The following is a 25,210-nucleotide window of genomic DNA, read 5'->3' on the forward strand; positions in this document are numbered from 1 at the left end:
GTCGCCGACGACCCGCGGACGGCGGCCGGATCGATACGGTGGCGCCATGTGGTTCCGCCGCTCCCCTCTGCCCGACGACGTCCGTCGCACGCTCCCCCTGGCCCGGGGGGAGCGCGTCCTCGCGTCCGCGCAGCTCCCCGACGACCGGTGGGCCGTGGCGACGACGGCGGACCTCGTCGTCGTCGGACCGGGCGTCGGCGAGGTCGTGACGCGGCGCCCGTGGTGCGACGTCGACCGCGGCGTGTTCGACCCCGAGCGGTCCGAGCTGGCGATCGAGTGGGTGGACGCCGCCCCGGACACCGTGCTGCGGCTCGTGGACGCGGAGCGCACGTCGTTCCCCCAGGCCCTGCGGGAACGCGTCCAGTGGTCGGTCGTGCTGGCCGAGACGGTGGCGGTGCCCGGCGGCGACGTGAAGGTCGCCGTCCGGCGGACGGCGGACGGCGAGCTCTTCTCGCAGGCGATCGCCGGGCAGGGCGTCGATCTCGACGACCCGCGGGTCGCCCGAGTGGTGGACGCCACGGAGTCCAGGGTCCGGGGAGCGTCCGGACTACCCGTGTGAGCCTGGTAGTGTTCTTCCCGGTTCGAAGGCCACCGGCCGGACGACCACGCGATCCCGCGTAGCTCAGCTGGCAGAGCATCCGACTGTTAATCGGACGGTCGTTGGTTCAAGTCCAACCGCGGGAGCATCGAGAAAGGCCCCTGACCTGCAGTGCAGGACAGGGGCCTTCGTCGTGACCGGTCAGAGGGTCAGCAGGCGCTCCATCAGGTGCGGGGTGAGCGGCGCGTCGGTGGCGAGGACCACGCGGGTGCGCGCTCCGGGCACGTCGGGGTATCCGGCGTACCGGCCACGCAGGTCGCACACCGTCTGGCCGCGGCCGGGGCCGGCGGTGGCGTCGACGACGACCGGGACGCGCGGCGCGAGCGTCGGCGTCACGCCGCCGGTCGCGATCGCGGCGGCCAGCGGGTCGTGCAGGGCCGAGCAGCGGCGGCCGAACGTGTCCACGTGGAACCCGAAGTACAGGTCGAGCACCTCCCCCAGCCACGGGGCCAGCGCCGTGCCCGCCTCGAGCAGCGCCTTGCGGTCGGACTCCTCAAGCACGTCGGCCATCGTGACGTCGAGCGGCACGAGGGTGACGTCCCAGTCGGCCGCGAGCACCTCGGCGGCCGCCTCCGGGTCCTTCGCGATGTTCGCCTCGGCGACCGGCGTCACGTTCCCCGGGTGCAGGGCCGCCCCGCCCATGATCGTCAGGTCCCGGACACGCGCCGGGAGCGTCGGGTCGGCGCGGAGCGCGAGGGCGAGGTTGGTGAGCGGACCGACGGCGACGACGCGCAGGGCGCCGGCGTGCTCGTGCGACAGGCGGAGCAGCAGCTCGACGGCCGACTCCGCCGCGACCTCCCGCCCGGACGGCGGCAGCGCGACGTCACCCACGCCGTTGCGGCCGTGCACCGACGGCGCGCCGCCGTCGTAGCTGCCCGCCAGCGGGTCATGGGCCCCCACGGCGACAGGGACGTCGGGCCGGCCCGCGAGCGCCAGCAGGTCGAGCGTGTTGACGGCGCCCTGCCGGGCGTCGATGTTGCCGCTGACGCTCCCGACACCGACCAGGTCGGCCTCGGGCGAGGCGAGCAGGTAGGCGAGCGCGAGCGAGTCGTCGACACCGGTGTCGCAGTCGAGGTACAGCGGGGTGGCGGAGAGGCCGGGCAGGGTCACGGGGCGTCCTTCGAGGTCGTGGGGATACACCCCCAGTCTCTCGCAGTCGACCGGCGGGTACCGGGAATACCCGCCACGGCCTGCGGGCTTGTGCCTCACGTGCCCACGACCGGTCATGTCTCTGTCGGCCTGCGCTCCGAGCGCGGCCCCATCCTGCTGTCGCTGATGCTCTCGACGGCGCTCGTCGCGCTCGACGCCACGATCATCGCCACGGCGTCGGCGACCATCGCGCGAGAGCTGGGCGGGTTCGACCAGCTGCCCTGGCTGTTCTCCACGTACCTGCTCGCCCAGGCCGTGAGCACCCCGGTGTTCGGGCGGCTGGCCGACGTGCTCGGCCGCAAGCGGCTGATGCTCGTCGGTGTCGCGCTGTTCTTCGCGGGGTCGGTGCTCGCCGGCGCGGCCCCGACGATGGGCGTGCTGATCGCCGGGCGTGTGGTGCAGGGGCTCGGCGCGGGGGCCGTCATGCCGGTGTCGATGACGATCGCCGCGGACATCTACACGCTGGAGGAGCGGGCGAAGACCCAGGGCTACCTCGCGTCCGTGTGGGCGATCTCCGCCGTCGTCGGGCCGACGCTCGGCGGCGTGTTCTCCCAGTTCACGAGCTGGCGCTGGATCTTCTGGGTGAACATCCCGCTGTGCGCGCTCGCCGCCTGGATGCTGGCCCGCCGGTACCACGAGGCCCCGCGCACCGGCGAGCGCGAGCCGATCGACTACCTCGGCGCCGCGCTCCTCGCGGGCGGCAGCACGATGCTGCTGCTCGGCCTCCTCGAGGGCGGCACGCGGTGGGGCTGGGGCTCGCTGCCGTCGGTCGTGGTCTTCTCCGTCGCGGTGCTGCTGCTCGCCGCGTTCGGCGTGCAGGCGCGCCGCACGAGGCACCCGATCGTGGACCTCGCCATCCTGCGCCGCCGGGTGGTGGGCGTGTCGACCGCGGTCTCGCTGCTCGTGGGCGTCGTCGTGCTCGGCCTGTCGACGTACGTGCCGATCTACGCCCAGGGCGTGCTGGGCACCGGACCGCTCGTCGCGGGCTTCGCGCTCGCCGCGATGACCGTGGGCTGGCCGCTCTCCGCGTCCAACGCGGGCCGCCTCTACCTGCGCATCGGCTTCCGGTACACGGCGATGATCGGTACGTCGCTCGTCGTGGTGGGCACGGCGCTCACGCTGCTGCTCGCGTCCGGCTCGTCGGTGGTCGCCGTCGCGGGCGCGTGCTTCGTCATCGGCGCGGGCATGGGCCTGACCGCCGTACCCACGCTCATCGCCGCGCAGTCGCAGGCGTCGTTCACCGAGCGCGGCGCGGTGACGGGCACCAACATGTTCGCGCGCTCTCTCGGCTCCGCCGTGGGCGTCGCCGTCTGCGGCGCGATCGTCAACGCGCGCACGACCCTCGGCCCGGACGGCACGCCGGTGGGCCCGGGCCTGATGTCCGCGATCCACCTCGTCTTCGTGCTCCTGGTGGCCGTGGCCGTGGTGCTGGTGGTGCTCGCCGCGCTCATGCCCGCCGACCTGCAGTCGGCCCGCGAGCGCCGCGCCCGCGCCGAGGCCGCCGCCTGACCCCTCGCGGCAGGGCGGGAGGAGTCCACCCCCGTGCCGCGGACGCCGCGGCCGGAACGGCACCGAAAACGCCTGGAGGGGACGCGGCGGCCGCTGCTAGCCTGCCGGAGGCCGTGCGAGTCGGAGCAAGGAGGTGGTACCGGTGAACGTATCGACACAGGTGCTCCTCCGCGGAGTCATGGTCGGGCGATAGGTCGTCCGGGAGCGCCGTTCGCTCAGCACTCCCGAGAGGCACGACCATGAACGTCACACCCAGCTCGACACCGGGCTCGACACCGGGCGCCGCCCTGGCCTTCACCGCCGAGCAGCAGCTCGACGACGGCGTCCTCGAGCGCCGCTTCACCCTCGACGGCATCCCCGGCATCCTCTGGACGCCGCCGTCCGCCACGTCGTCGGACCCCGCTCCCCTGATCCTGCTCGGCCAGCCCGGCGGACTCGGCACGGACCGGATGTACCCCCGGCTGGTGGGTCGCGCCCGGCACGCCGCGTCCGACGGCATCGCGACGGTCGCCCTGGAGGGACCCGGCAGCGGCGGCCGGCCGCCGCTCCCCGGCGCCGACCAGGCGCGCGCGGACCTGCGGACGGCCCTCACGGCCGGCGAGCCGGTCTCCGACGACGTCGTCGACCGGCTCGTCCTCCCGCTGGTCGACCAGGCTGTCCCGGAATGGCGGCGCGCTCTCGACGCGCTCCTCGCCCTGCCCGAGCTCGGCGGGCCCGTCGGGTACTCGGGCGGCGTGATCGCCGTCGGCGTCCGGCTGGCGGTGGTCGAGCCCCGCGTCGTCGCGGCCGGGCTCTTCGCCGGGAGCTACGTGCCCCGGGCCACGTTCGAGGAGGCGCGACGCGTCACGATCCCCGTGCACGTGCTGCTGCAGTGGGACGACGAGGGCAACGACCGCCAGGCGGCCCTGGACCTGTTCGACGCCTTCGGCTCGACGGAGAAGACGCTGCAGGCCAACCTGGGCGGCCACACCGGCGTCCCGGCGTACGCCGGCGAGGACGCGGGGCGGTTCTTCGCGCGGCACCTGAGGTGATGTCCGGGCTCCCGTCCGCCGGCCGCTACGGTCGGCGGACGGGAGTCCTGTCGGCGCGGAGGCCGCAGACCGTGCTCGAGACCGACCGGCTGCTCCTTCGCCCGTGGCGCGTCGCGGAGGCGATCGTCCAGCGCCAGCTGTGGGAAGAGCGCGTCCCGCCGCACCGACGCCTCGACGAGGCGGGCCGGCCCACGCTCGACCAGATGACGGCGTCGCGACGGAGGCCGCGGGTGCTGGCCGAGGTGGGCTTCGTGGCGTCCGGCCGCGTGGAGCCGGACGCCGTCCACGGCGACTCGCTGTTCCTGACGAGGAGCCTGTGACCGTCCAGGGAGGACGTCAGGACTCGCTGCGCTCCCGCAGCGTGCGTCGCTGCTGCTCGATGGCGAGCAGGTCGGTGAACGCCTGCTGGTAGGCCGCCGGGTCCTTCTCCTGGTCGAGCCGCTGCAGGCGGCTCTTCGCGTCCGCGATCCGGCGCGTGAGGCCGAGGTCCACGAGGGCGCGCACGACGTCGGCCACGTACGCCCCGATGACCGCCTCGCGGTCCTCGGGCACGGGCGCGACCGCGAGCTCCGTGACCAGTGGCACGACCGTCTCGGGCGCCTGCTCGGTCACGGTCTCCACCCACCGGCCACCGCCCACCTCACGGCCGGCCGCGACTCCGCCCGCGGCGCGCACGGCGTCGTGCACCGCGCGCCAGGCGGGGACGCCGAACGCGTCCTCCCCGAGCTCGTCGAACGACGCCGGCACGTGCTGCGGGTACTGCAGGACGACGATCAGCGCCTGTCGCTCCAGCCGGGCCACCGGGTCGCGCGGGTCGGGCGCGGCGAGGACGGGCGTCGCTGGGACCGCCTCGGGCTCGGGGCGCGCGTCCCGGCGCTGGTCCTGGCGCTGGTCCTGGCGCGAGCCGCGCGACGGCGCCGTGGCGGCCCGGGCGACCTCCCGGCGGACGTCCTCCGTGTCGATGCCGATCCAGCGCGCGAGGGAGCGGGAGTACCCGAGCTGCATCGACCGGTCGCGGATCCCGGCGACCAGCGGCGCGGCCGCGCGCAGCGCCCCCACGCGCCCCTCGACCGTGTCGAGGTCGAACGTGTCGAGCGTGGTGCGGATGACGAACTCGAAGAGCGGCTGGCGCCCGTCGACCAGCGCCCGCACTGCCTCGGGGCCGCGGGCCATGCGCAGCTCGCACGGGTCCATGCCGCCGGGCTCGACGGCGACGAAGGTCTGGGCGTGGAACCGCTGGTCCTCGCCGAACGCGCGCACGGCGGCCTTCTGCCCGGCGGCGTCGCCGTCGAACGTGAAGATCACCTCGCCGCCCAGCGAGGCCCCCGACGCGAGCTGCAGGCCGCCGCCGGCCGTGGTGTCACCGAGCAGCCGGCGCACCACCTTGGCGTGGTCGCCGCCGAACGCGGTGCCGCAGGTCGCCACCGCCGAGTCCACCCCGGACAGGTGGGCGGCCATGACGTCCGTGTAGCCCTCGACGATCACGACGCGCTTGCCCTGCGCGATCGACTTCTTGGCCAGGTCGATCCCGTACAGGACCTGGGACTTCTTGTAGAGCGACGTCTCGGGGGTGTTGAGGTACTTCGGCCCCTGGTCGTCGTCGTACAGGCGGCGCGCGCCGAAGCCGATCACCGCTCCCGTGACGTCGCGGATGGGCCACACGAGGCGGCCGCGGAACCGGTCGTAGATGCCGCGCTGGCCCTGGCTGACCAGCCCGGACGCGACGAGCTCCGCCTGCGTGAAGCCCCGCCCCTGCAGGTGGCGCAGCAGCGCGTCCCAGCCGGTCGGGGCGTAGCCCACGCCGAAGTGCTCGGCGTCGGCGCGGTCGAAGCTGCGCTCGGCGAGGAACGCCCGCCCGGCCTGCGCCCCCGGGCCGAAGAGCTGCTCGGAGTAGAACTCTGCGGCCACCTTGTGCGCCTCGATCAGGCGCTGCCGCCTGCCCGGCTCCTCGCGCGGGCCGCGGTCGGCGGCGGCGCCGGTGCGGGAGTCCTCGTAGCGCAGCTGCACGCCCGCGCGGTCGGCGAGGAACTCGACGGCGTCGGTGAACCCCATCCCGTCGATCTTCTGGACGAACGAGATGACGTCGCCGCCCTCGCCGCAGCCGAAGCAGTGCCAGCGCCCGACGCCCGGCCGGACGTGGAACGACGGCGTGCGCTCGTCGTGGAAGGGGCACAGACCCTTGAGGGAGCCGACGCCGGCGGGCTTGAGGGTGACGTGGGCGGAGACGATCTCCTCGATCCGTGCGCGTTCGCGTACAGCCTCCACGTCCTCGCGCTTGATCAGTCCCGCCACGGCCCCGAGTCTATGCGCGCCCGGCGGCGAACAGGTCGGCGGTCCCCGGGGCCGGGCGGGCGCCGGGACCGAGGGCCGCCGCGAGCGCTGCGCGGGAGGCGGCGCACCGGCGGGCGTAGGCGCCCGGCGGCGTCCCGAGGGCGCGCGCGAAGTCGGCGCTCAGGTGCGCCTGGTCGTAGTAGCCGACGGCGGCGGCGACCTCGGCGAGAGGGCGGCCGGGGTCGGCGGCGACCAGGTCCGCGGCGAGGTGGACCCGGTGGCGCTGCAGCACCCACTTGGGGCTGACGCCGACCCAGTCGGCGAAGAGCCGCTGCAGCGAGCGGGGCGTGGCGCCCACCAGGTCCGCGAGGTCCGCGACCCCGGCGTCCGGACCCAGCTCGCCCGCGACCACCGCGCCGAGCACGCGGGCGACGCGGTCGAGGGCGAGCGCCGACCGCGGCGTCCGGCACCCGGCGGCCGCGGCCCGCAGCACCGGGGTGACGGCCGCGACCGCCGCGGCGTCGTCGCCCGCCCGCGCGGCGTCCACCGCCCGGCGGCCGGCGGCCTCGACGTCGTGCGCGGTCGGTCCGCGCGTGCCCGACAGCGCGGCGGCGGCCGGCGCGACGAGGCCCGTGCGCAGGACGTCCGGACCTCCGAGCAGCACCCGCAGCGCGCCCGGGCGCAGCTTGGTGCCCAGCACCGCGCCCGACCCCCGCAGCGTCCGCGAGAACAGTCCGCCGGGGATCCCGTGCACGGCGAACCCGTCGACCTCGGCCACCACGTTGGCGTTGGGGTGCGGGATCACGACCTGCGTGAACTCGGCCCCGGGCGGCAGGTCCCAGCGGACCACCCAGTGCCGCTCCACCAGGTCCGCCAGGTCGGGGGCCGGGTCGAGGCGCACGAGCGCGAACCCGCCGCGGGCCGCGGCCGGGTCGACCAGCCCGCGGGTGGTCGCCGTCGGGCGCTGTTCGAACACCTGTCGCATTCCTCCAAGACTGCACCCACCCGCCGACACCAGCATGGGAACGCACGCCGGGACCGCCCGGACGCACGCTGGAGGGAGAGCCATGGACCTGTCACCGCTGCACCCGAACCTCACGGTCGCCGACCCGCGCGCCGCCATCGACTTCTACGTCGCCGGCCTGGGCGCCGAGGTGATCGACACCATCACCGCGGGCGACGCGATCATCCACTCCGACCTGCGGATCTCCACCGCCGCCGGCTCGTCCACGTTCACCGTCGCCGCCGCGTTCCCGGCCGAGGGGGCGGTGGCGCCCGAGCCGGACGGCCCGACCACCGGCTCGTTCACGCTGAACGTGGACGACGCCGACGCCGCGCACGCCCGTGCGGTCGCCGCGGGCGCGACGAGCACGCAGGAGCCCGGCGACTGGTTCCCGGGCTTCCGGCAGGCGGCCGTGCGCTGCCCGGCCGGGCACCGGTGGTTCTTCGCCCAGGTGGCCGACGACGTCACGTCCGACGACGTCCAGCGCGCCAGCGACGCGTGGATGGCCGAGCAGTCCTGACGACCGCCGGAGTCAGTCCTGCCGCACGAGCCGCTCGTGCCACTGCAGGGCCGAGACGTCGGTGAGCGACGCGACCTGGTCGACGACGACGCGCAGCCGCGCATCGTCGTCGGCCGCGGCGCGCCAGTCGGCGGCGAACGGCGTCTCCAGGACGTCGGGGGCGCGGTCGGCCAGGACGTGGACGAGCTCGCCGACGATCTCGCGCTGGGCACCGTACACCGGCTCGGACTCGCGCGGCGCCATGACGTAGGCGACCGCGACGCCCTTGAGCGCCAGGATCTCGTCCGCCGTCTCCTGCGGCACGACGAGCCGCGCCACGTAGCGGGTGAGCGGGCCGTCGCCGAACACCTCGCGCGTCGCGTCCTGGGCCGCCCCGCTGAACCGGCCGATGAGCTGGCTGGTCGCGTCCTTGAGCCGGGCGAGCGCCCGGCGGGAGCCGTCGAAGTCCGTCACCAGGTAGCCGGTGTCGCGCAGCCGGCACAGCGCCGCGTCGATCGCGTCGGGCTCGTGCCAGCTCCCGTACCAGGCGCGCACGTGCGCGGCGACGCGCGCCCGCTCGTCCGCGTCGTCGAGCACCCGCAGGTCGAGCCGGCCGCCCACGACCGCGTCCTCGACGTCGTGCACCGAATAGCTGATGTCGTCGGCGAGGTCCATGACCTGCGCCTCCATGCACCGCACCCGGCTGCCGAGCGCCCCGCGCCGCAGCCACTCGAAGACCGGCCGGTCGTCCGGGTAGACGCCGAACTTCGGCGTCGGGGCGCCGTCCGGGCGCGCGGGGCCGGTGCCGAACGCCCAGGGATACTTCACGCTGGCGTCCAGGCTCGCGCGCGTGAGGTTGAGGCCCCGCGGCGAGCCGTCGCCGGCGAAGATCTTGGGTTCCAGCCGCGTGAGCAGCCGCAACGTCTGCGCGTTGCCCTCGAAGCCGCCGATGCCCTCCGCGACCTCGGCGAGCGCCCGCTCGCCGTTGTGCCCGAACGGCGGGTGGCCGAGGTCGTGCGTGAGGCACGCGGTGTCCACGAGGTCTGGGTCGCAGCCGAGCGCGCGCCCCATCTCCCGCCCCACCTGGGCCACCTCGAGCGAGTGCGTCAGCCGCGTGCGCACGAAGTCGTCGCTGCCGGGCCCCAGCACCTGCGTCTTCGCACCCAGACGACGCAGGCCCGAGGAGTGCACGACGCGGGCGCGGTCGCGCTCGAACGCCGTCCGGTGCTTCGACTTGGGCGGCTCGGGGTACCAGCGCTCGGTGTCCTGGTCCGTGTACGAGCCGAGCCACTCCTCGCCCGTGTCCGGGCGCGCCGCCGGACCCAGCACGTCGGCGTCGAATGCGCCCTGCTCGAACGTCTGCACGGGGGCAGCCTAGCGAGCCCCGCCGACGCCCCGACTCACGACGCCGTGACGACCCGACCGCGGTAGACCGCCGTCCGCAGCTCCTGCTCCCACTCCGCGTACCGGGGCATGCCCCGGTCGCGCGCGACGGCGAGCTCGGTCTCGACGTCGTAGGGCACGCGCACGTGCTGGACGCCGAACGGCGCAGGGTCCGGAGAGTCCGGCACGCCCTCGAGGATCACGTACACCGGGGTCGGGTCGTCCAGCGGGTTGCCCACGCTCCCGGTGTTGAACAGCGTGCGGCCGTGCCGCGTCTCGAGGTACGCGTCGTGCACGTCGCCGTACCCCACGACCGCGGGCTCCGGCCCCGGCCCGGTGAGGTCCGTCGCGGCGAACATGCCTGCGAACTCCTCCGGCGTGTGGTGGAAGTGCACGCGCGTGTGCACGCTCGTGGCCGACGCGTGGAACAGCCGCACGCGGCGTCCCGACAGCAGCAAGTCATGGCTCAAGGGCTTGTCGCCGAGCCACGCGAGCTGGTCCGGTCGCAGCTCGTCGCGCCACCACACCATCTCCGCCGGCGCATCGTCCTCGAGGTGCGGCAGGAAGTCGTCCCAGTTGCCGCGGACGTCCGCCTCGCACACCTCGCGCAGGCGGTCGACGACGGCGCTGCCCCGCGGCCCCTTGCCCGCGTCGTCGCCGAGGTTGACCACCCGGGTGATGCCGCGGGCCCCGACGTCCGCGAGCACGGCCTCCAGCGCGCCGAGGTTGCCGTGGACGTCGGAGATGACGGCGATGCGGTCCAGGTCACGGTCCAGGTCGTGGGGCACGCTCCGATGCTGCCACGACCGCCCGCGCGGACCATGCACCTGTGCACGTTCTGAGCGCTCAGAGGGTGCACAGGTGCATGGTCGCCGTCAGGCGAGGCGGACGACGGCGACGCCCGGCCCGTCGCCGGCGACGGCCAGGCCGTCCGCGGTCGCGCGCACGGGGAGGCCGCCGTACAGCACCTCCGGCTCCGCGCCGGGCGCGAGCAGGTGTCCCGGCAGGCGCACGCCCGGCCACGGCGCCCGGGCCAGCACCACGAGCACGCGCTCGTGAGGCGTCTCGCGCAGGTAGGCCACGGCGTCGTCGTGCACGGCGACCCAGCGCAGGCCGCCGTCGCGCAGGGCGCCGGACGACGAGCGCAGCGCGGACAGGCGCCGGTAGACGTCCAGCGTCGCGGCGTCCCACCGCGGGCCGCCGCCGCGCGCGGCCTGGTCCCACGCCATCGTGGTGCGGGCGTGCTCCCCGTTCGTGCCGGTGGCGCCCACCTCGTCGCCCGCGAACACGACCGGCGCGCCCGGGTAGGTGAACAGCAGCGTCGCCGCGACCTCGACCAGCTCCCGCGAGCCGACGATCGAGCGCAGCCGCGGCGTGTCGTGCGAGCCCAGCATGTTCCACTGCGTGGCTGCCACCTGCCAGGGCACCAGGGCCGCGACCTCGCGCATCGTCTCCACCATGGCGGCCGCCGGACGGCGCGGCACCGGCACGGGAAGGTCGAGGAAGGACACGTCCGAGCCCTCGGGCACCAGCCACGACCAGGCCGGGCGCGTGAACCCCGCGTAGTTCATGGTCGCGTGCCACCCGTCGCCGGCGAGGTCCCCGGCGGCGTCGTGGAAGTGCTCGGCGACCAGCGCGCCGTCGGGACGCTCCGCGAGGATGCGCTCGCGCAGCGCCCGCGCGACGGCGTGCGTGCGGTCCGCGCTCCCCCGCCGCCCGGTCATGTTGGCCACGTCCACGCGCCACCCGTCGAGGGCGAACGGCTCGCGCAGGTACCGGGCGATCACGGCGTCCTCCCCGGTGACCATGCGCCGCCACGTCTCGTCGGCCGCCCAGTCGAGCTTGGGCAGCGACCCGTGCCCGAGCCAGCCGACGTACGGGTCCCCGCCGTCCGGCCGCACGACGTCGGGCCCGCCGTCGTCCCACAGGTACAGCCCGCGCTCGGGCGAGGCCGGGTCCTCGAGCGCCCGGGCGAACCACTCGTGCCCGTCTCCGGTGTGGTTGGTCGTCACGTCGCCCATGAGGCGCATCCCGCGGTCGTGCACGGCCCGGGCCAGGCGCGCGTACGCGGCGTCGCCGCCGAGCAGCGGGTCGACGTGGTCGAAGGTCGCCGCGTCGTAGCGGTGGTTCGACCGGCCCGGGAAGACCGGCGTCAGGTAGAGGGTGCGCACGCCGAGCGCCTGGAGGTGGTCGAGGTGCAGGGCGACGCCGTCGAGGTCGCCGCCGAAGAGCTGCGTGCCGGCCAGCGGCCCGGAGCCGGCGGGCTCGTCGTCCCACGCGGCGGGCACGGCCCATCCCGGGACGTCCCGGCCGTCGGCCGCTGCGGAGCGCGCGAAGCGGTCGGGGAAGACCTGATAGGCGAGCCCGTCACGCAGCCACCCGGGCGCCGGCGCGTGGGTGGTGAGGCGGAAGCTCGCGGCGTCGGGCACCTCGCGGTCGTGCACCCCGCGCCCGTCGAGCCACCGGTAGCCGCCCGGCACGTCGAGGAAGAAGCGGTACGAGGTCACCGGATGGTGCACGACGACGTCGGCCGCGTACCAGTCCTCGTGCGCGTCGCCGCCGTCGCGGCGGGCGGGAAGCAGGCGGGGCTCGCCGTCGCGCACGGTCCGGACGCGGACGTCGCGCACGCCCGCCCCCTTCGGCACCCGCACGCGCACGGTGACCTCGTCGCCGAGCGCCGGCGTCGCGGTCGGGGCGAACAGCGCGGAGCCGTCGTGGTGGGGCGCGTCCAGGAGGGCGCGGACGGCGCCCGGGGCGGTGCTCGGAGCGGTGGTCGGGGTGGCGTGCGTGGTCATGTCGTCCTCTCGTCGGTCCGGCGGGCTGCCCGCCCGACCGACGCGGGACGACGGTCAGTGGCGGCGGCGCCCGATCGCCCACCCGGCGGCGAGCGCGATGGCGATCCCGACGACCTGACCGCCGAGGATCACCCTGTTGAGGTCCAGCACCGGCTGGTACCGCGTGCCCTCGGCCGAGACCACGAAGACGCCCAGCGGCTTGACACGCAGCCCGTAGCCGCCGCCTCCGCCGCCGCCCTCGCCGTGCCCCTCGCCGTGGGCCTCGCCCTGCAGCTCGCCCTTGGCGTCGCCCTGCGCCTCGCCCGACGCGTCGCCGCGCGCGGACCCGCTGCCGCGCGGCGCGTCGGCGGCCTCCGTCGTGGCGGTGGACTCGTCGGAGGCGGCGTCGGCCCCGCCCGAGCCGACGCTGAACGACCGGCGCCAGCCCGGGGCGCTGCCGTCGCCCTTGCCCTGGCCGGTGCCGCGGCCGGAGCCGCTGCCCGACCCGGTGCCGGCGCCGTTCGCGGAGCCGTTGCCCGCGCCGCCGCCGGAGCCGGTGCCGATGCCGCCCCACACCTTGGCGACGGGGATGATCAGCTGGCCCTGGTGCTCGTAGGGCTCGCCGTACGCACGGCGCACGGAGAACGAGTCGTCGGCGGCGTCGGTGAGGCGCGCGAGGTCCGGGGAGTAGGAGCGCGAGTCGTCGGTCATGACGCCCAGGCTAGGACCGTGCTGTGACGGCCGCCACAAGGATCGCGGGTGGATCGCAGGTCGATCCGCGCGAACCTCGCGGCGGCCGCCCGTCAGCCCTTGACGGAGCCCGCCGTCAGGCCGCCCACGATGTACTTCTGCAGGAAGAGGAACAGCGCGAGCACGGGGATCGCCGACAGGACGGCACCCGCCGCGAAGAGGCCCCAGTTGGCCTCGAGCAGCGACGACACCCAGCCGTACAGCCCCACCGCGAGCGTCCAGTTCGACTCCGACTGGAGCACCACCCGGGCGATGATGAACTCGCCGAACGTGCTGATGAAGCTCAGCAGCGCCACGACGGCGAGGATCGGCGTCACGAGGCGCAGGATGATCGTCCAGTACACCTGGGCGTGCGAGGCGCCGTCGATCTTGGCCGCCTCGTCGAGCTCCCGCGGCACGGTGTTGAAGAACCCGTACATGAGGAACGTGTTCACGCCCAGCGCGCCACCGAGGTAGACGCAGATCAGCGCGAGCTTGGAGTTCAGGCCCAGCGCCGGGACGACCTCGCCGAGGGAGATGAGCAGCAGGAAGATCGCGACGAACGCGAGCATCTGCGGGAACATCTGGATGATCAGCAGCGACGTGAGGCCGAGGCGGCGTCCGGCGAACCGGAAGCGCGAGAACGCGTACGCCGCGGCCGCACCCATGAGCACCGTGCCCACGGCCGTCGCGACGCCGATGACGAGCGTGTTGCCCATCCACGTCCAGAACTTGGTGTCGCCCAGCTCGGCGTAGTTCACGCCGCTGACCTGCGCGAACAGCTCGTTCGACCCGGTGAGGGTGCCGGTGGGCGACAGCGAGGCGGACACCACGTAGACGATCGGGAAGACGGCGTACAGCACCGCCAGCACTCCGACGACGTGCCGCCAGCCCAGCTCCCGGGCCCAGCGGCCCGGCTTCATGCGGTGCCGCAGCACCTGCTGCCCCGTGCCCGGCGCCGCGGTCCCACGGCGCGAGCCCGCGCGGTCGGTCGACGTCGTCATCAGCTCAGCTCCTCGAGCTTGCGGGTCTGGCGGAACGCGATGGCGGAGATGACCCCGACCACCACGAAGATCACGATGGACAGCGCGCTCGCGAGGCCGTAGTCGCGCGGCGCCGAGCCGTCGAGCCCGGACACGTTGTAGACCATCGAGATGAGGATGTCCGTGTGCCCGAGCGGCACCGACGCGTCGTCGAACCGCGGCCCGCCGCCCGTCAGCATCTTGATCAGGGTGAAGTTGTTGAAGTTGAAGGCGAAGCTCGAGATGAGCAGCGGGGCCGTGGCCACCAGCAGCAGCGGCATCGTGATCGAGCGCCACGTGCGCCACTTGCCCGCGCCGTCGATGCGGGCCGCCTCGTACACGTCGCCCGGCAGCGACTGCAGCGCCCCCGTGCAGATGAGGAACATGTACGGGAAGCCGAGCCAGAGGTTGACCCCGAGCACCGACAGCTTCGCCAGCCACGGGTCCGTGAGCCACGGGATCGCGGCCCCGCCGAGCAGCACCTGGTTGATCACGCCGAAGCTCTTGTTGAGCATGCCGGACCACAGCAGGGCCGCGAGGAACCCCGGCATCGCGTACGGCAGGATCATCAGGGTCCGGTAGACCTTGCGCCCCCGCAGGCGCGGGTCGTTGAAGACCATCGCGAGGAACATGCCCAGCGCGAACGTCGTCACCACGGACAGCACCGCGAACGCGAACGTCCACAGCAGGATCTTGACGAAGGGGCCCGCGTACCGCTCGTCGCCGAACGCCGTCGCGAAGTTCTCGAAGCCCACCGTGACCCGCCAGCCGACGGGCAGCGTCTCGCCGTCGGCGGACTCGAACTGCCCGTCGTCGTTCGGCGTGTACACCACGCCGGTCGACGTGTCGGTCATCGTGTCGGCGGCCTCGTCGTACTCCAGCACCGGCTGGAAGACGTAGCCCGTCCGGGCGTCCTGGGTGCGCACCGAGCCGTCGGCGGCGTCGTCGGACACCGGCACCCGCAGCGTGGTGACCTCGTCCTGCCGTTGCAGCACGGTCGCGCGGTCGAGCACCGTCCAGCCCGGCACCTCGGTCACCGTGCCGGCGTCGATCGTCGCGTCGGGAGCGGCCACGAGCGGCTCCTCGGCGGTGCCGACCTCCGCGGCGCCGTCCTCGACGACGGCGAAGCCGAGCTCGCCGTCCCCGTCCTCGACGACCGTCAGCGGCAGGGCGGGCGAGCCCTCGACGCGACGCTCGTTCTGCACCAGGAGGGCGTCGACCGCCTGCTCCTTGGTGGAGTTGTGGCCGTCGCCGTAGTTGGTGAACGCCACGTAGCCGGTGTAGCCGACGACGTACACCTGGTAGACGAGCAGGAACGCCAGCCCCGGCAGGATGTACTTCAGCGGCAGCGCGCGCTTGGTGAAGTACACCCAGTTCGCGGCGACGAGCAGCGCCACCATGGCCGCGAGGATCCCCCACGACCCGGCACGCCACGCGGCGAGGACGCCGAAGACGCCGAGCGCGTCCACGAGCGCGATGAGCACGAGCTTGACGGCGAAGCCGGCTCCGGAGAACGTCCCGGAGCCGGCCTCGGCGCCCTTGTAGCGGGCACGCGACATCAGCCGAGCGCACCCTCGATGTCGGAGACCATCTTGTTCCAGGCCTTGACCGGGTCGTCGGCCTTGCCCGAGATGATGCTCGCCTCGGTGACGCCCCAGAAGGACCAGACCGAGCCCATCTCCGGGATGGACGGCATCGGCACGGCGGAGGCGCCGACCTCGCGGAAGCCCGCGACCAGCGGGTCCTCGGACGCCGCGTCAGCGGCCTCGACCAGCGCCGGCGGGCGACCGCCGGCCTCGAACAGCGCCGTCTGCGCCTCCGGCGTCGACATGTAGTTGACGAGGAAGTCGTTCGCGAGCAGGGCGTTCTTGCTCTGCGCGCTCACGTAGAAGCCCTGGACGCCGACGAACGGCTGCGCGGGCTGGTCGCCCGGCGCCGGGATCGGGTCGACGGCGAGGTCGAGGTCCTTGAACTGCTCGAGCATCCACGGCCCGCCGATGACGAACGGCGACTGGCCCTTGGCGAACGCCTCGACCGCGATGTCGTACGAGATGTCGATGCTGAGGTTGCCCTCGTCGCCCTGCTCGCCGAGCCACGTGGCGAACGCCTCGCCGTTCTCGCCGCCGAGGGCGAGCTCCGGCCGGTACGAGCCGTCGTCGTTCTGCTCGAAGACCGGCGCACCGAACGACGTCTGGAACGGGTAGTACGTGTAGGGGTCGCCCTTGTCGCCGTCCGACTGGATGAGGAACGGGAACTTGGTGCCGGCCTTCTTCCCCGCGGCGACCATGTCGTCGTAGGTCTTCGGCGCCTCGGGCGCGAGCTCCGTGTTGCGGATGAGCGCGATGTTCTCGATCGCGTACGGCAGGCCGTAGACCTGGCCGTCCTGCGTGAACGCCTGCACCGACACCGGGATGAAGTCGCCCGCCTTGTCGCCGAGCTCGATCGGCGCGACGACGCCGTTCGCGGTGAACTCGCCGAGCCAGTCGTGGGCGCCGACGGTGACGTCGGGGCCCTCGCCCGTGGGGACCTGCGCGAGGAAGTCGGCGCGGATGTCCTCGAAGTTCTTCTGGACGATCTCGACGTCGACGCCAGACTCCGCCTCGTACGCCTCGGCGGCCGTCGTCACCGCGGCCTCGCGTGTCTCGTCGACCCAGACCGTCAGCGAGCCCGAGGCCGAGGGCTTGGCGCTCGCGTCCGCGCTCGAGTCGCCGCTCGGCTCGCCGCTGCCGCACGCCGTCAGGGCCAGGGTGGTGGCCAGGGCCGAGGCGAGAAGGATGCTCCTTCGCATCGTGGTTACTCCCAGCTGTCATCGGTGGACGGCCCACGCGACGCGCTCGTCGCGGGGCCCTTGATGCCCACAACGTACGGACCGTTGCAGCGGTATGCAAGATCTTGCGATAACTTTTCAGCAACGCGCGGCAACAAGGAGGCGACGCGCAGACGACCGGCGGCCGACCCGCCGGCGTCCCACCCCAGGACGAGGAGGTCCCGTGTCCCCTACGATTCCTCGGGTGCGAACCCGACTGAGCGACCTGGCGGAGCAGGCAGGCGTGTCGACGGCCACCGTGTCCCGCGTGCTCAACGGCAAGCCGGGCGTGGCCAGCTCCACCCGGCAGGCCGTGCTCGCCGCGCTCGACGTCCTCGGGTACGAGCGCCCCTCGGTGCTGCGCGGCCGCTCCGCGGGCCTCGTCGGCCTCATCGTCCCCGAGCTCACCAACCCGGTCTTCCCGGCCTTCGCGCAGGCGATCGAGTCGATCCTCGCGCAGCGCGGTTACACGCCGTTGCTGTGCACGCAGGCGCCGGGCGGCACCACCGAGGACGAGTACGTCAGCACCCTGGTGGACCACTCCGTCGACGGCATCGTCTTCGTCTCCGGCCTGCACGCGGACACCCGCGCGGACCACACCCGCTACTCGATGCTGCGCAGCCAGGGCGTGCCGATCGTGCTGGTCAACGGCTACGCGCCGGGGATCGACGCGCCGTTCGTCTCGCCCGACGACGCCGCGAGCGTGGACGTCGCGGTGCAGCACCTGGTCACCCTGGGCCACCGCACGATCGGCCTCGCGATCGGCCCCGAGCGGTACGTCCCCTCGCGGCGCAAGCTCGCCGCGTTCCTCGCCGCGCTCGTGCGGCACGGCCTGGCCGACGACGAGGCCGCAGCCCGGGAGCACGTGCGTTCCAGCCTGTACACGCTCGAGGGCGGGCAGGCCGCGGCCGCCGAACTCCTCGACGCCGGGCACACGGCCGTCGTCTGCGCCTCCGACCTCATGGCGCTCGGCGCCGTCCGCGCCGCGCGGTCGCGCGGGCTGTCGGTGCCCGACGACGTCTCGGTCGTCGGGTACGACGACGCGCCGCTCATCGCGTTCACCGAGCCGCCGCTGACCACCGTCCGGCAGCCCGTCGAGGCCATGGCGAGGGCCACCGTGAGCGCGCTCCTCACCGAGATCCAGGGCGAGCGGGCCACCCGCACCGAGCTGCTGTTCGCGCCGGAGCTGGTCGTGCGGGGCTCCACGGGGGCCGCGCCGAAGGGCTGAGGCGCTGCATTTTCGGGGTCATTGCTGCAACTCTTGCAGCAACGCTTACACTCGACGGTCTGACACGGATCGACCGACCGTGCCGACCCCGACCCCGATCAGGTGAGGAAGCCAGCGATGACCTCCACCCAGCCCGCACCCGTCCCGACGGCGACCGACGACACGGGTCACGACACGGGCGGCCTGCTCCGCACCGGCGCCGTCGTCCACGCCGGGAGCGGCGACGCGCGGCAGTGGTGGCGCGACGCCGTGATCTACCAGGTCTACCCGCGCTCGTTCGCCGACGCGAACGGCGACGGCATCGGCGACATCCCCGGCGTGACGGCGCGGCTGGACCACCTCGAGACGCTCGGCGTCGACGCCGTCTGGCTGTCCCCGTTCTACCGCTCCCCGCAGAACGACGCGGGCTACGACGTCGCCGACTACCGCGACGTCGACCCCCTGTTCGGCACCCTCGCCGACTTCGACGACCTGCTCGCCGGCGCCCACGCCCGCGGCATCCGCGTGATCGTCGACCTCGTGCCGAACCACACCTCCGACCAGCACGCCTGGTTCCAGGAGGCGCTGACCGCCGCCCCCGGCTCCCCCGAGCGCGCGCGGTACATGTTCCGCGACGGCCGCGGCGCCGACGGCTCGCAGGAGCCGAACAACTGGCAGTCGATCTTCGGCGGCCCCGCCTGGACGCGCGTCACCGGGCCCGACGGCGCGCCCGGGCAGTGGTACCTGCACCTGTTCGACTCGACGCAGCCCGACCTCGACTGGACCAACCCCGAGGTGCGCTCCGAGTTCGAGGACGTGCTGCGCTTCTGGCTCGACCGGGGCGTGGACGGGTTCCGCGTCGACGTCGCGCACGGCATGATCAAGGCCGACGGCCTGCCCGACTGGGACGGCCACGTGGAGATGGTCGCCGGCTCGGCCGACGACGACGCCCCGGTCACCGACCCCGGCGCCCCCGAGGACGGCTCCACGGGCGCCGGCAACCAGGGCCCGATGTTCGACCAGGACGGCGTGCACGAGATCTACCGCGCCTGGCACCGGGTGCTCGCCGAGTACGACGGCGAGCGCTGCCTCGTCGCCGAGGCGTGGGTCGAGCCGCTCAGCCGCCTCGCCCGCTACGTGCGCCCGGACGAGATGCACCAGGCGTTCAACTTCTCGTTCCTCACCACCGGCTGGGACGCCGCCGCCCTGCGCACCGTCGTCGAGGCGTCGTACCGGGCGAACGACGAGGTCGGCGCGCCCACCACCTGGGTGCTGTCCAACCACGACGTCGTGCGGCACCCGTCGCGGCTCGGCTCCGCCGACCCGTCGCTCAAGGTCAACGGCGTCTTCGCCACCGACCCGCAGCCCGACGAGGAGCTCGGCCTGCGCCGCGCCCGCGCCGCCAGCCTGCTCATGCTCGGCCTGCCCGGGTCCGCCTACCTCTTCCAGGGCGAGGAGCTCGGCCTGCCCGAGCACACCTCCCTGCCGAACGAGGTCCGCCAGGACCCGGGGCACTTCCGCACCGGCGGCGCCGAGGCGGGCCGCGACGGCTGCCGCGTGCCGCTGCCGTGGGCGGCCGACGCCCCCGGCTACGGCTTCGGGCCCGCCGGCGAGCCGTGGCTGCCGCAGCCCGCGTCGTTCGCGCGCTACGCCGCCGACGCGCAGTACGGCGTCGCGGGCTCGACGTTCGAGACGTACCGCGCCGCGCTCGCGCTGCGCAAGGCCGAGGGCCTGGGCCAGGGCGCGCTCGCGTGGCTGGACGCCTGGGCCGACTCGACGCACGTCGTCGCGCTGCGCAACCAGGACGTCGTCGTGCTGGCGAACCTGGGCACCGAGCCGGTGCTCCTGCCCCGCGGCGCCGAGGTGCTGCTCGCCTCCGGCCCGGTCATGACCGACCGCTCCGCCGACCCGCAGACGCGCGTCCCCGCCGACACCACGGTCTGGCTCCGCGCCTGACCGCGAGATAGAGAGCCCTGATCCGCGAGATAGAGAGGTCCCCTCGCCGAGATAGAGAGGGTGCGGACCGTGGCGACCACGGTTCGCACCCTCTCTATCTCGGCGAGGGGACCTCTCTATCTCGCGGGGTCAGCCGCCGCTGACGCTCAGCTCGGCCTCGCGCAGCTTGGCCTCGAACTCGGCGTCGAGCTCGCGGGAGTCGAGCCAGCCGTACGGCAGGTGCGGCTGCTTCGGCGAGCCGGCGCGGCCGCGTGGACCCTCGGCGTCCTCGCCCGGGTAGCCCTGCTCGAGGTCGAGGGCGTCGAGGCGCTCGCGCAGCTCGGCCAGCGTGGAGACCATCGCGAGCGCGTGCCGCGCCTCTCCCCCGACGACGTAGCCCTTGAGATACCAGGCCATGTGCTTGCGCAGGTCGCGCATCCCCTTGCCCTCGTCGCCGTCGAAGTAGTCGATCATCAGCTCGCCGTGGCGGTAGATCGTGTCGGCGACCTCGCGCAGGCCGGGGCGCACCCGCGTCGTCGTGCCGTGGAACGCGGCGGCGAGGTCGGCGAAGAGCCACGGCCGGCCCTGGCAGCCGCGCCCGACGACGACGCCGTCGGCCCCGGTCTCGCGGACCATGCGCAGCGCGTCCTCGGCGGACCAGATGTCGCCGTTGCCGAGCACGGGGACGCTGCGCACCTCCTCCTTGAGCCGCGCGATCGCGGTCCAGTCGGCGGTGCCCGAGTAGTACTCGGCGGCGGTGCGCGCGTGCAGGGCCACCGCGGCGACGCCGAGCGACTCCGCGATGCGACCGGCCTCGAGGTACGTGAGGTGGTCGTCGTCGATGCCCTTGCGCATCTTCACGGTGACCGGGACGCCGTGCGGCTCCGCCGCCTCGACGGCCGCCCGCACGATGTCGGTGAAGAGCTGCCGCTTCCACGGGAGCGCCGAGCCGCCGCCCTTGCGCGTCACCTTGGGCACGGGGCAGCCGAAGTTGAGGTCGACGTGGTCGGCCCGGTCCTCGCCGGCGATGATCCGCACCGCGGCGCCGACGGTGGCCGGGTCGACGCCGTAGACCTGGGCGGAGCGAGGCGTCTCGTCGTCGCCGAAGGTCACGATCCGCAGCGACTCGACGTTCCGCTCCACGAGGGCGCGGCTGGTCACCATCTCCGCCACGTAGAGCCCAGGGTCGTGGCCCTGCGACGCGCCGGCCTCGCGGCACAGGGTGCGGAACGCGCGGTTGGTGACGCCGGCCATCGGCGCCAGCACCACCGGGGTGTCCACGGTGATCGGCCCGATCTGCAGCGGCGGCAGGACGCGCTCGGCGGCGGGCTCGCCCGTGCCGAGGTCGCCGGACGCGGGCGTGCTGACGGGATCGAGGGTGGAAGTCACGTCCCCCATTGTCGCAAACCACCGCCGCGCCCCCGCGGTCAGGTTCGTCACCCCCCTCGGGGCCGGCCCCGCAGGGGTGGTCAGAGCCAGCCGTTGTCCTGCGCGATCCGTACGGCCTCGGACCGCGTCCGCGCGCCGGTCTTGCCCATCGCCGCCGACAGGTAGTTGCGCACGGTGCCCTCGGAGAGGAACGCCTCCGCCGCCACCTGCGCGACCGTGCCGCCGTCGGCCGCGAGCGCCAGCACGTGCCGCTCGCGCTCGGTGAGCGGGCTCGCCCCCACGGCCAGGGACGCGACGGCGAGGTCGGGGTCGACGGCGCGCAGCCCGGCGTGCACGCGGCGGACGGCGTCGGCGAGCTGGTCGGCGGGCGTGTCCTTGACGACGAACCCGCTCGCGCCGGCGTCGAGCGCGCGGCGCAGGTAGCCGGGCCGGCCGAACGTGGTCACGACGAGCGAGCGGCACTCCGGCAGCTCACGGCGCAGCGCCGCCGCGGCCGCGATGCCGTCGAGGCCGGGCATCTCGACGTCGAGCAGGGCGACGTCGGCGGCGGACGCCCGCGCGGCGTCGAGCACCTCGTCGCCGCGCCCCACCTGGGCCACGACCTCCAGGTCGGTCTCGAGGTCGAGCAGGGCAGCGAGGGCTCCGCGCACGAGTGCCTGGTCGTCGGCGAGCAGCAGTCGGATCACGGGACGATCCTGGCATCGCCCGGCCCTGGTCCGGGACGGACCGTGACGGCGAGACGGAACCCTCCGAGCGGGCTCGGCCCGGTCTCGAGCACGGCGCCGGCGTCCCGAGCCCGCGCCGTGAGTCCCGTCAGCCCGTTCCCGCCGTCCGTGCGGCCCTCCGGACCGCCACCGCCGTCGTCGTCGACGGCCAGGCGGTCCGCCGCGACGGTCACCACGACCCGGGCGGCCCCGGAGTGCCGCAGCACGTTGGTGGTGCCCTCGCGCAGCACCCACGCGAAGAGCTCGCGGTGCTCGGCGGGGACGCCGTCGACGGCGCCCGGGAGGTCCGCCTCGATCCCCGCCGCGTCGAGCGCGGAGCGGGCCGTGGCCAGCTCGCCGGCGAGGGTCACCTGCCGGGACCCGGCGACCATGCCGCGCACGTCCGCGAGCGCCCCGCGTGCCAGGTCCTGGATGTCGGCCACCTCGCTCGTGGCACGTTCCTCGGGCGCCGTGGCCGGACGGTCGGCGGCGGCGGCGCGCAGCAGCTTCGCCGCGAGCTCCGCCTTGACGGAGATGACCGTGAGCGAGTGGCCGAGGACGTCGTGCATGTCCCGGGCGATGCGCTCGCGCTCGCGGGCGACGGCCAGGTCGGCGAGCTCCTGCTGGGCGGCGATCAGCCGTCGGTTGCGGTCGATGACCTGCATGAACCCGTAGACGGCAGCGCTCGCCAGGATGACGGCGAGGGCGTTGCCGTCCTCCGTCGCCCAGCCGGGCAGCACGCGTGGCAGCACGAGCATGACCACGATGCTCGCCGCCACGATCCACAGGGCGGCACGCCCTCCGAGGGAGTAGATCGCGGTGACGCACACGAAGACGAGGCCCACGAGGCCGTGCTCCTGTGCGGCGAGGCACGACAGGCCGACGCACGCGACCTGCACCACGACCAGCACGACGGCGGTGCGGCGTGGCACCCGACCACGGCGCTGCAGCGTGAGGACGGTCCCGGCGAAGATGACGGCCACGCCGAGCACGCCGAGCACGCCGACGACGCGCAGGGCGAGGGGCCCGGCGTCGAGCGCCGCCGTGAACGGCTCCGCCAGGAAGACGACCCAGACGACCGACACGAACAGGCCGACGCGCCGCCTCGTCCAGGGCGGCACGCCCGGGGACGCGTGGCCGGACGCGAGACCGCGCGCGGGCTCGGCGGGCGGCACGGTGGGGGACGTCGAGGTCACGTCCCCCACCGTGCCACGGCCGCCCGGCGCGGCGGCGGAGCGCGTGCTCACGCCCGCGCCGTGTCCTTGCGGAACCGCCAGGCGGCGCCGACGAAGAAGATCGCCGCCCAGGCGAGGACGTTCACGACGGCCGTGACGCCGAGGTCGCCGCCGAGGGGCGCGTGCACCAGCTCGGCCAGCCCGTACGTCGGGAAGAACTGCGCCACGGTGGCCCACCAGCCGTCGCCCAGCGGCACGAACAGGCCGCCGGCGAAGGAGAGGAGCGCGAGCAGCGGGCCGAGGATCTGCATGACGTTCTCCGCGGGCAGCAGGTACCCCATGAACAGGCCGAAGGCGGCGAAGACCAGCGAGCCCACCCAGGCGAGCACGGCGCACAGTACCCAGGCGCCTGCCGCCATCTGTGCCCCGGTGAACGCGGCCACCACGAGGGTGAGCAGGACGGAGGCGGCGCCCAGCACCATCGACCCGGCGAGCTTGACCGCGACATAGACGGCGGGCCGCAGCGGCGTCAGGCGCAGCTGCCGGGTCCAGCCCTGCGCTCGCTCCACGGACACGCTCGCCCCGCCGCCCGTCGCGGTGACCATCGCCCCGTACAGCGCCATCGACACGGCGATCCAGGCGGTGACGTTGCCGTGGCCCGTGCTCTGGTCCTGGTAGTCGCCCTGCAGCCCGAAGATGAGGAAGAGGACGGGCGGCATGACCATGGAGAAGATGAGGGTGCGCCGGTTGCGCAGCGAGCGCCGCAGCTCGACGGCGAGGTAGGCGCGCACCGCGGTCGAGGTGCGGAGGCGCGGTCGCGACGCTGGGGCGGCAGCGGTGCCCGAGGTCGTGCCCAAGGTCGTGCCCGAGGTCGTGCCCCGGGTCGAGGTGGCGCTCATCGGTGGGCTCCGTCCGTGGTCGTGGCTGCGGTGGCGGTGAGGGCGACGAACGCGTCCTCGAGGTTCTCGGACGCGACCTCGAGGTCGCGCGCGGGGCTCTGCGTCAGCAGGAAGCGGGCGACGACGTCGGAGTCGGGGGTGCGCACCACGAGCCGGGCGCCGCGGTGGTCGATGGCGTCCACGGCGGGCATCGCTCGCAGGCGCGCGGCGACGGCGGCGCGGTCGCCGTCGTCGTCGATCCGCGCGCTCACCGTGCGGCCGGACGCGAGGCTCCGCACCTCGGCGGTGGAGCCGTCGGCGACGACCCGGCCCTGGCTGACCAGCACGACGCGGTCCGCGTACGTGTCCGCCTCCTCCAGGTAGTGCGTGGCGAACACGACGGTGCGGCCGGCGGCCGCGTCGGCGCGGATGGCGGCCCAGAACTCGCGGCGGCCCTCCACGTCCATGCCGGTCGTGGGCTCGTCGAGGAGGAGCAGGTCGGGCTCGCTGACCAGCGCCATCGCGAACCGGAGGCGCTGCTGCTGGCCGCCGGAGCACTTGCCCACCATGCGGTCGGCGAGGTCGGCGATGCCGGCGCGCTCCAGGTACGGCAGGGGCGAGCCGGTGCGGCCGAACAGCGCGGCGGTGAGGGCGACGGTCTCCCCCACGGTGATGTCGCGCAGCAGCCCGCCGGTCTGCATGACGGCGGCCACGCGCCCGGCGGCGATCGCGTCGGCCGGGTCGGCGCCGAACACCTGCACGGTGCCGGAGGTCGGGGCGCTCAGGCCGAGGACCATGTCGATCGTGCTGGTCTTGCCGGCGCCGTTGGGGCCGAGGAAGGCCACCACCTCGCCGGGGGCGATCTCCAGGTCGATGCCGTCGACCGCCCGGACAGGTCCGGAGGGCGACGGGAACTCCTTGCGCAGCCCGCGCAGGCTCAGCGCGGGGGTGCTCGCGGTGTGCGAGCCGGTCGTCGAGGTCATGCCTCGATCGTCGTCGCGTGGCGCCCTGACCTGCAGGGTCGCGTGTCACGACGTGGCCATGACATCTGTCACGGCCACGTCTCCACAAGAGCGTCAGCCAAAATTCCCGCCCCTTTCTCTTCTCCCCCCCTTACGCTGCCGACAAACATGAGGGTGTAGAGCTCA

22 protein-coding genes and 1 tRNA gene are annotated in these 25,210 nt (G+C 74.3%); 8 read left to right on the forward strand and 15 right to left on the reverse strand.

Annotated elements, in window-relative coordinates:
- The first annotated feature begins 46 nt into the window (after positions 1-46).
- Together ACFCZN_RS10070 and ACFCZN_RS10075 are read left to right on the forward strand one after the other, a co-directional pair.
- A complete protein-coding gene (locus ACFCZN_RS10070) occupies positions 47-559 on the forward strand; it encodes a hypothetical protein (protein ID WP_430556680.1) in 513 nt (170 codons plus the stop codon).
- A gap of 52 nt (positions 560-611) precedes the next feature.
- Positions 612-684: transfer RNA gene (locus tag ACFCZN_RS10075), tRNA-Asn, on the forward strand.
- A 55-nt stretch (positions 685-739) separates the two neighbouring features.
- On the opposite strand, the gene ACFCZN_RS10080 is transcribed toward ACFCZN_RS10075, so the two are convergent.
- Positions 740-1,708 (reverse strand): nucleoside hydrolase, encoded by a 969-nt coding sequence (locus ACFCZN_RS10080; protein WP_430556681.1) that lies wholly within the window; start codon positions 1,706-1,708, stop codon positions 740-742.
- A 99-nt stretch (positions 1,709-1,807) separates the two neighbouring features.
- Here ACFCZN_RS10080 and ACFCZN_RS10085 point away from each other — a divergent pair, with 99 nt between their 5' ends.
- The 3 genes from ACFCZN_RS10085 (at position 1,808) to ACFCZN_RS10095 (ending at position 4,607) form a co-directional block, all read left to right on the forward strand.
- Positions 1,808-3,256 (forward strand): MDR family MFS transporter, encoded by a 1,449-nt coding sequence (locus ACFCZN_RS10085; protein ID WP_430556682.1) that lies wholly within the window; start codon positions 1,808-1,810, stop codon positions 3,254-3,256.
- Positions 3,257-3,495: 239 nt separating this feature from the next.
- Positions 3,496-4,287 (forward strand): alpha/beta hydrolase, encoded by a 792-nt coding sequence (locus ACFCZN_RS10090; RefSeq protein WP_429764182.1) that lies wholly within the window; start codon positions 3,496-3,498, stop codon positions 4,285-4,287.
- A 71-nt stretch (positions 4,288-4,358) separates the two neighbouring features.
- On the forward strand, positions 4,359-4,607 hold the full coding sequence (locus ACFCZN_RS10095; RefSeq protein WP_430556683.1) for a hypothetical protein: 249 nt from the start codon (positions 4,359-4,361) through the stop codon (positions 4,605-4,607).
- A gap of 16 nt (positions 4,608-4,623) precedes the next feature.
- Here the strand turns inward: ACFCZN_RS10095 and dnaG are convergent, their stop codons facing one another.
- Both dnaG and ACFCZN_RS10105 read right to left on the reverse strand, forming a co-directional pair.
- Positions 4,624-6,579: a DNA primase gene (gene dnaG / locus ACFCZN_RS10100; RefSeq protein ID WP_430556684.1), complete on the reverse strand. Its 1,956-nt coding sequence runs from the start codon at positions 6,577-6,579 to the stop codon at positions 4,624-4,626.
- A 10-nt stretch (positions 6,580-6,589) separates the two neighbouring features.
- Positions 6,590-7,534, reverse strand: a complete 945-nt coding sequence (locus ACFCZN_RS10105; RefSeq protein ID WP_430556685.1) for a helix-turn-helix domain-containing protein — start codon at positions 7,532-7,534, stop codon at positions 6,590-6,592.
- A 91-nt stretch (positions 7,535-7,625) separates the two neighbouring features.
- Between ACFCZN_RS10105 and ACFCZN_RS10110 the strand changes: the two genes are divergently transcribed.
- Entirely contained in the window at positions 7,626-8,081 is a 456-nt protein-coding gene (locus tag ACFCZN_RS10110) for a VOC family protein (RefSeq protein WP_430556686.1), read from the forward strand.
- A gap of 12 nt (positions 8,082-8,093) precedes the next feature.
- On the opposite strand, the gene ACFCZN_RS10115 is transcribed toward ACFCZN_RS10110, so the two are convergent.
- From ACFCZN_RS10115 to ACFCZN_RS10145, 7 genes are all read right to left on the reverse strand, one after another.
- Positions 8,094-9,386 carry a deoxyguanosinetriphosphate triphosphohydrolase gene (locus tag ACFCZN_RS10115; RefSeq protein WP_430556722.1) on the reverse strand — a complete coding sequence of 431 codons (1,293 nt, stop codon included), beginning with the start codon at positions 9,384-9,386 and terminating at the stop codon, positions 8,094-8,096.
- A 74-nt stretch (positions 9,387-9,460) separates the two neighbouring features.
- Positions 9,461-10,231, reverse strand: coding sequence for a metallophosphoesterase family protein (locus ACFCZN_RS10120; RefSeq protein WP_430556687.1), 771 nt, complete (start codon positions 10,229-10,231; stop codon positions 9,461-9,463).
- A gap of 87 nt (positions 10,232-10,318) precedes the next feature.
- A complete protein-coding gene (locus ACFCZN_RS10125; protein ID WP_430556688.1) occupies positions 10,319-12,238 on the reverse strand; it encodes a glycoside hydrolase family 13 protein in 1,920 nt (639 codons plus the stop codon).
- Between the two features lie 54 nt (positions 12,239-12,292).
- The gene (locus ACFCZN_RS10130; protein WP_429764175.1) at positions 12,293-12,928 is read right to left on the reverse strand and encodes a hypothetical protein; all 636 of its coding nucleotides are present in this window, start codon (positions 12,926-12,928) and stop codon (positions 12,293-12,295) included.
- Positions 12,929-13,020: 92 nt separating this feature from the next.
- A complete protein-coding gene (locus tag ACFCZN_RS10135) occupies positions 13,021-13,950 on the reverse strand; it encodes a sugar ABC transporter permease (protein ID WP_430556689.1) in 930 nt (309 codons plus the stop codon).
- A complete protein-coding gene (locus ACFCZN_RS10140; RefSeq protein ID WP_430556690.1) occupies positions 13,950-15,527 on the reverse strand; it encodes an ABC transporter permease subunit in 1,578 nt (525 codons plus the stop codon). Before ACFCZN_RS10140 ends, ACFCZN_RS10135 begins: the two co-directional genes overlap by 1 nt.
- Positions 15,527-16,756 carry an extracellular solute-binding protein gene (locus ACFCZN_RS10145; protein WP_430556691.1) on the reverse strand — a complete coding sequence of 410 codons (1,230 nt, stop codon included), beginning with the start codon at positions 16,754-16,756 and terminating at the stop codon, positions 15,527-15,529. The genes ACFCZN_RS10140 and ACFCZN_RS10145 overlap by 1 nt, the downstream gene beginning before the upstream one ends.
- A 223-nt stretch (positions 16,757-16,979) precedes the next feature.
- On the opposite strand from ACFCZN_RS10145, the gene ACFCZN_RS10150 reads away from it, so the two are divergent.
- Together ACFCZN_RS10150 and ACFCZN_RS10155 are read left to right on the forward strand one after the other, a co-directional pair.
- Positions 16,980-18,002, forward strand: coding sequence for a LacI family DNA-binding transcriptional regulator (locus ACFCZN_RS10150; protein ID WP_429764171.1), 1,023 nt, complete (start codon positions 16,980-16,982; stop codon positions 18,000-18,002).
- Positions 18,003-18,119: 117 nt separating this feature from the next.
- On the forward strand, positions 18,120-19,937 hold the full coding sequence (locus ACFCZN_RS10155; RefSeq protein ID WP_430556692.1) for a glycoside hydrolase family 13 protein: 1,818 nt from the start codon (positions 18,120-18,122) through the stop codon (positions 19,935-19,937).
- 129 nt (positions 19,938-20,066) lie between these two features.
- On the opposite strand, the gene dusB is transcribed toward ACFCZN_RS10155, so the two are convergent.
- The 5 genes from dusB to ACFCZN_RS10180 form a co-directional block, all read right to left on the reverse strand.
- A complete protein-coding gene (gene dusB, locus ACFCZN_RS10160; protein ID WP_429764169.1) occupies positions 20,067-21,314 on the reverse strand; it encodes a tRNA dihydrouridine synthase DusB in 1,248 nt (415 codons plus the stop codon).
- Between the two features lie 71 nt (positions 21,315-21,385).
- Positions 21,386-21,991, reverse strand: a complete 606-nt coding sequence (locus ACFCZN_RS10165) for a response regulator (RefSeq protein ID WP_429764168.1) — start codon at positions 21,989-21,991, stop codon at positions 21,386-21,388.
- Positions 21,988-23,256 (reverse strand): sensor histidine kinase, encoded by a 1,269-nt coding sequence (locus ACFCZN_RS10170; protein ID WP_430556693.1) that lies wholly within the window; start codon positions 23,254-23,256, stop codon positions 21,988-21,990. Before ACFCZN_RS10170 ends, ACFCZN_RS10165 begins: the two co-directional genes overlap by 4 nt.
- Positions 23,253-24,083 carry an ABC transporter permease gene (locus tag ACFCZN_RS10175; RefSeq protein WP_430556694.1) on the reverse strand — a complete coding sequence of 277 codons (831 nt, stop codon included), beginning with the start codon at positions 24,081-24,083 and terminating at the stop codon, positions 23,253-23,255. Before ACFCZN_RS10175 ends, ACFCZN_RS10170 begins: the two co-directional genes overlap by 4 nt.
- The gene (locus ACFCZN_RS10180; protein WP_430556695.1) at positions 24,080-25,045 is read right to left on the reverse strand and encodes an ABC transporter ATP-binding protein; all 966 of its coding nucleotides are present in this window, start codon (positions 25,043-25,045) and stop codon (positions 24,080-24,082) included. Before ACFCZN_RS10180 ends, ACFCZN_RS10175 begins: the two co-directional genes overlap by 4 nt.
- Positions 25,046-25,210: the final 165 nt, after the last annotated feature.

Source organism: Isoptericola sp. NPDC056134, from assembly GCF_042264825.1.
Lineage (GTDB): Bacteria > Actinomycetota > Actinomycetes > Actinomycetales > Cellulomonadaceae > Isoptericola > Isoptericola nanjingensis.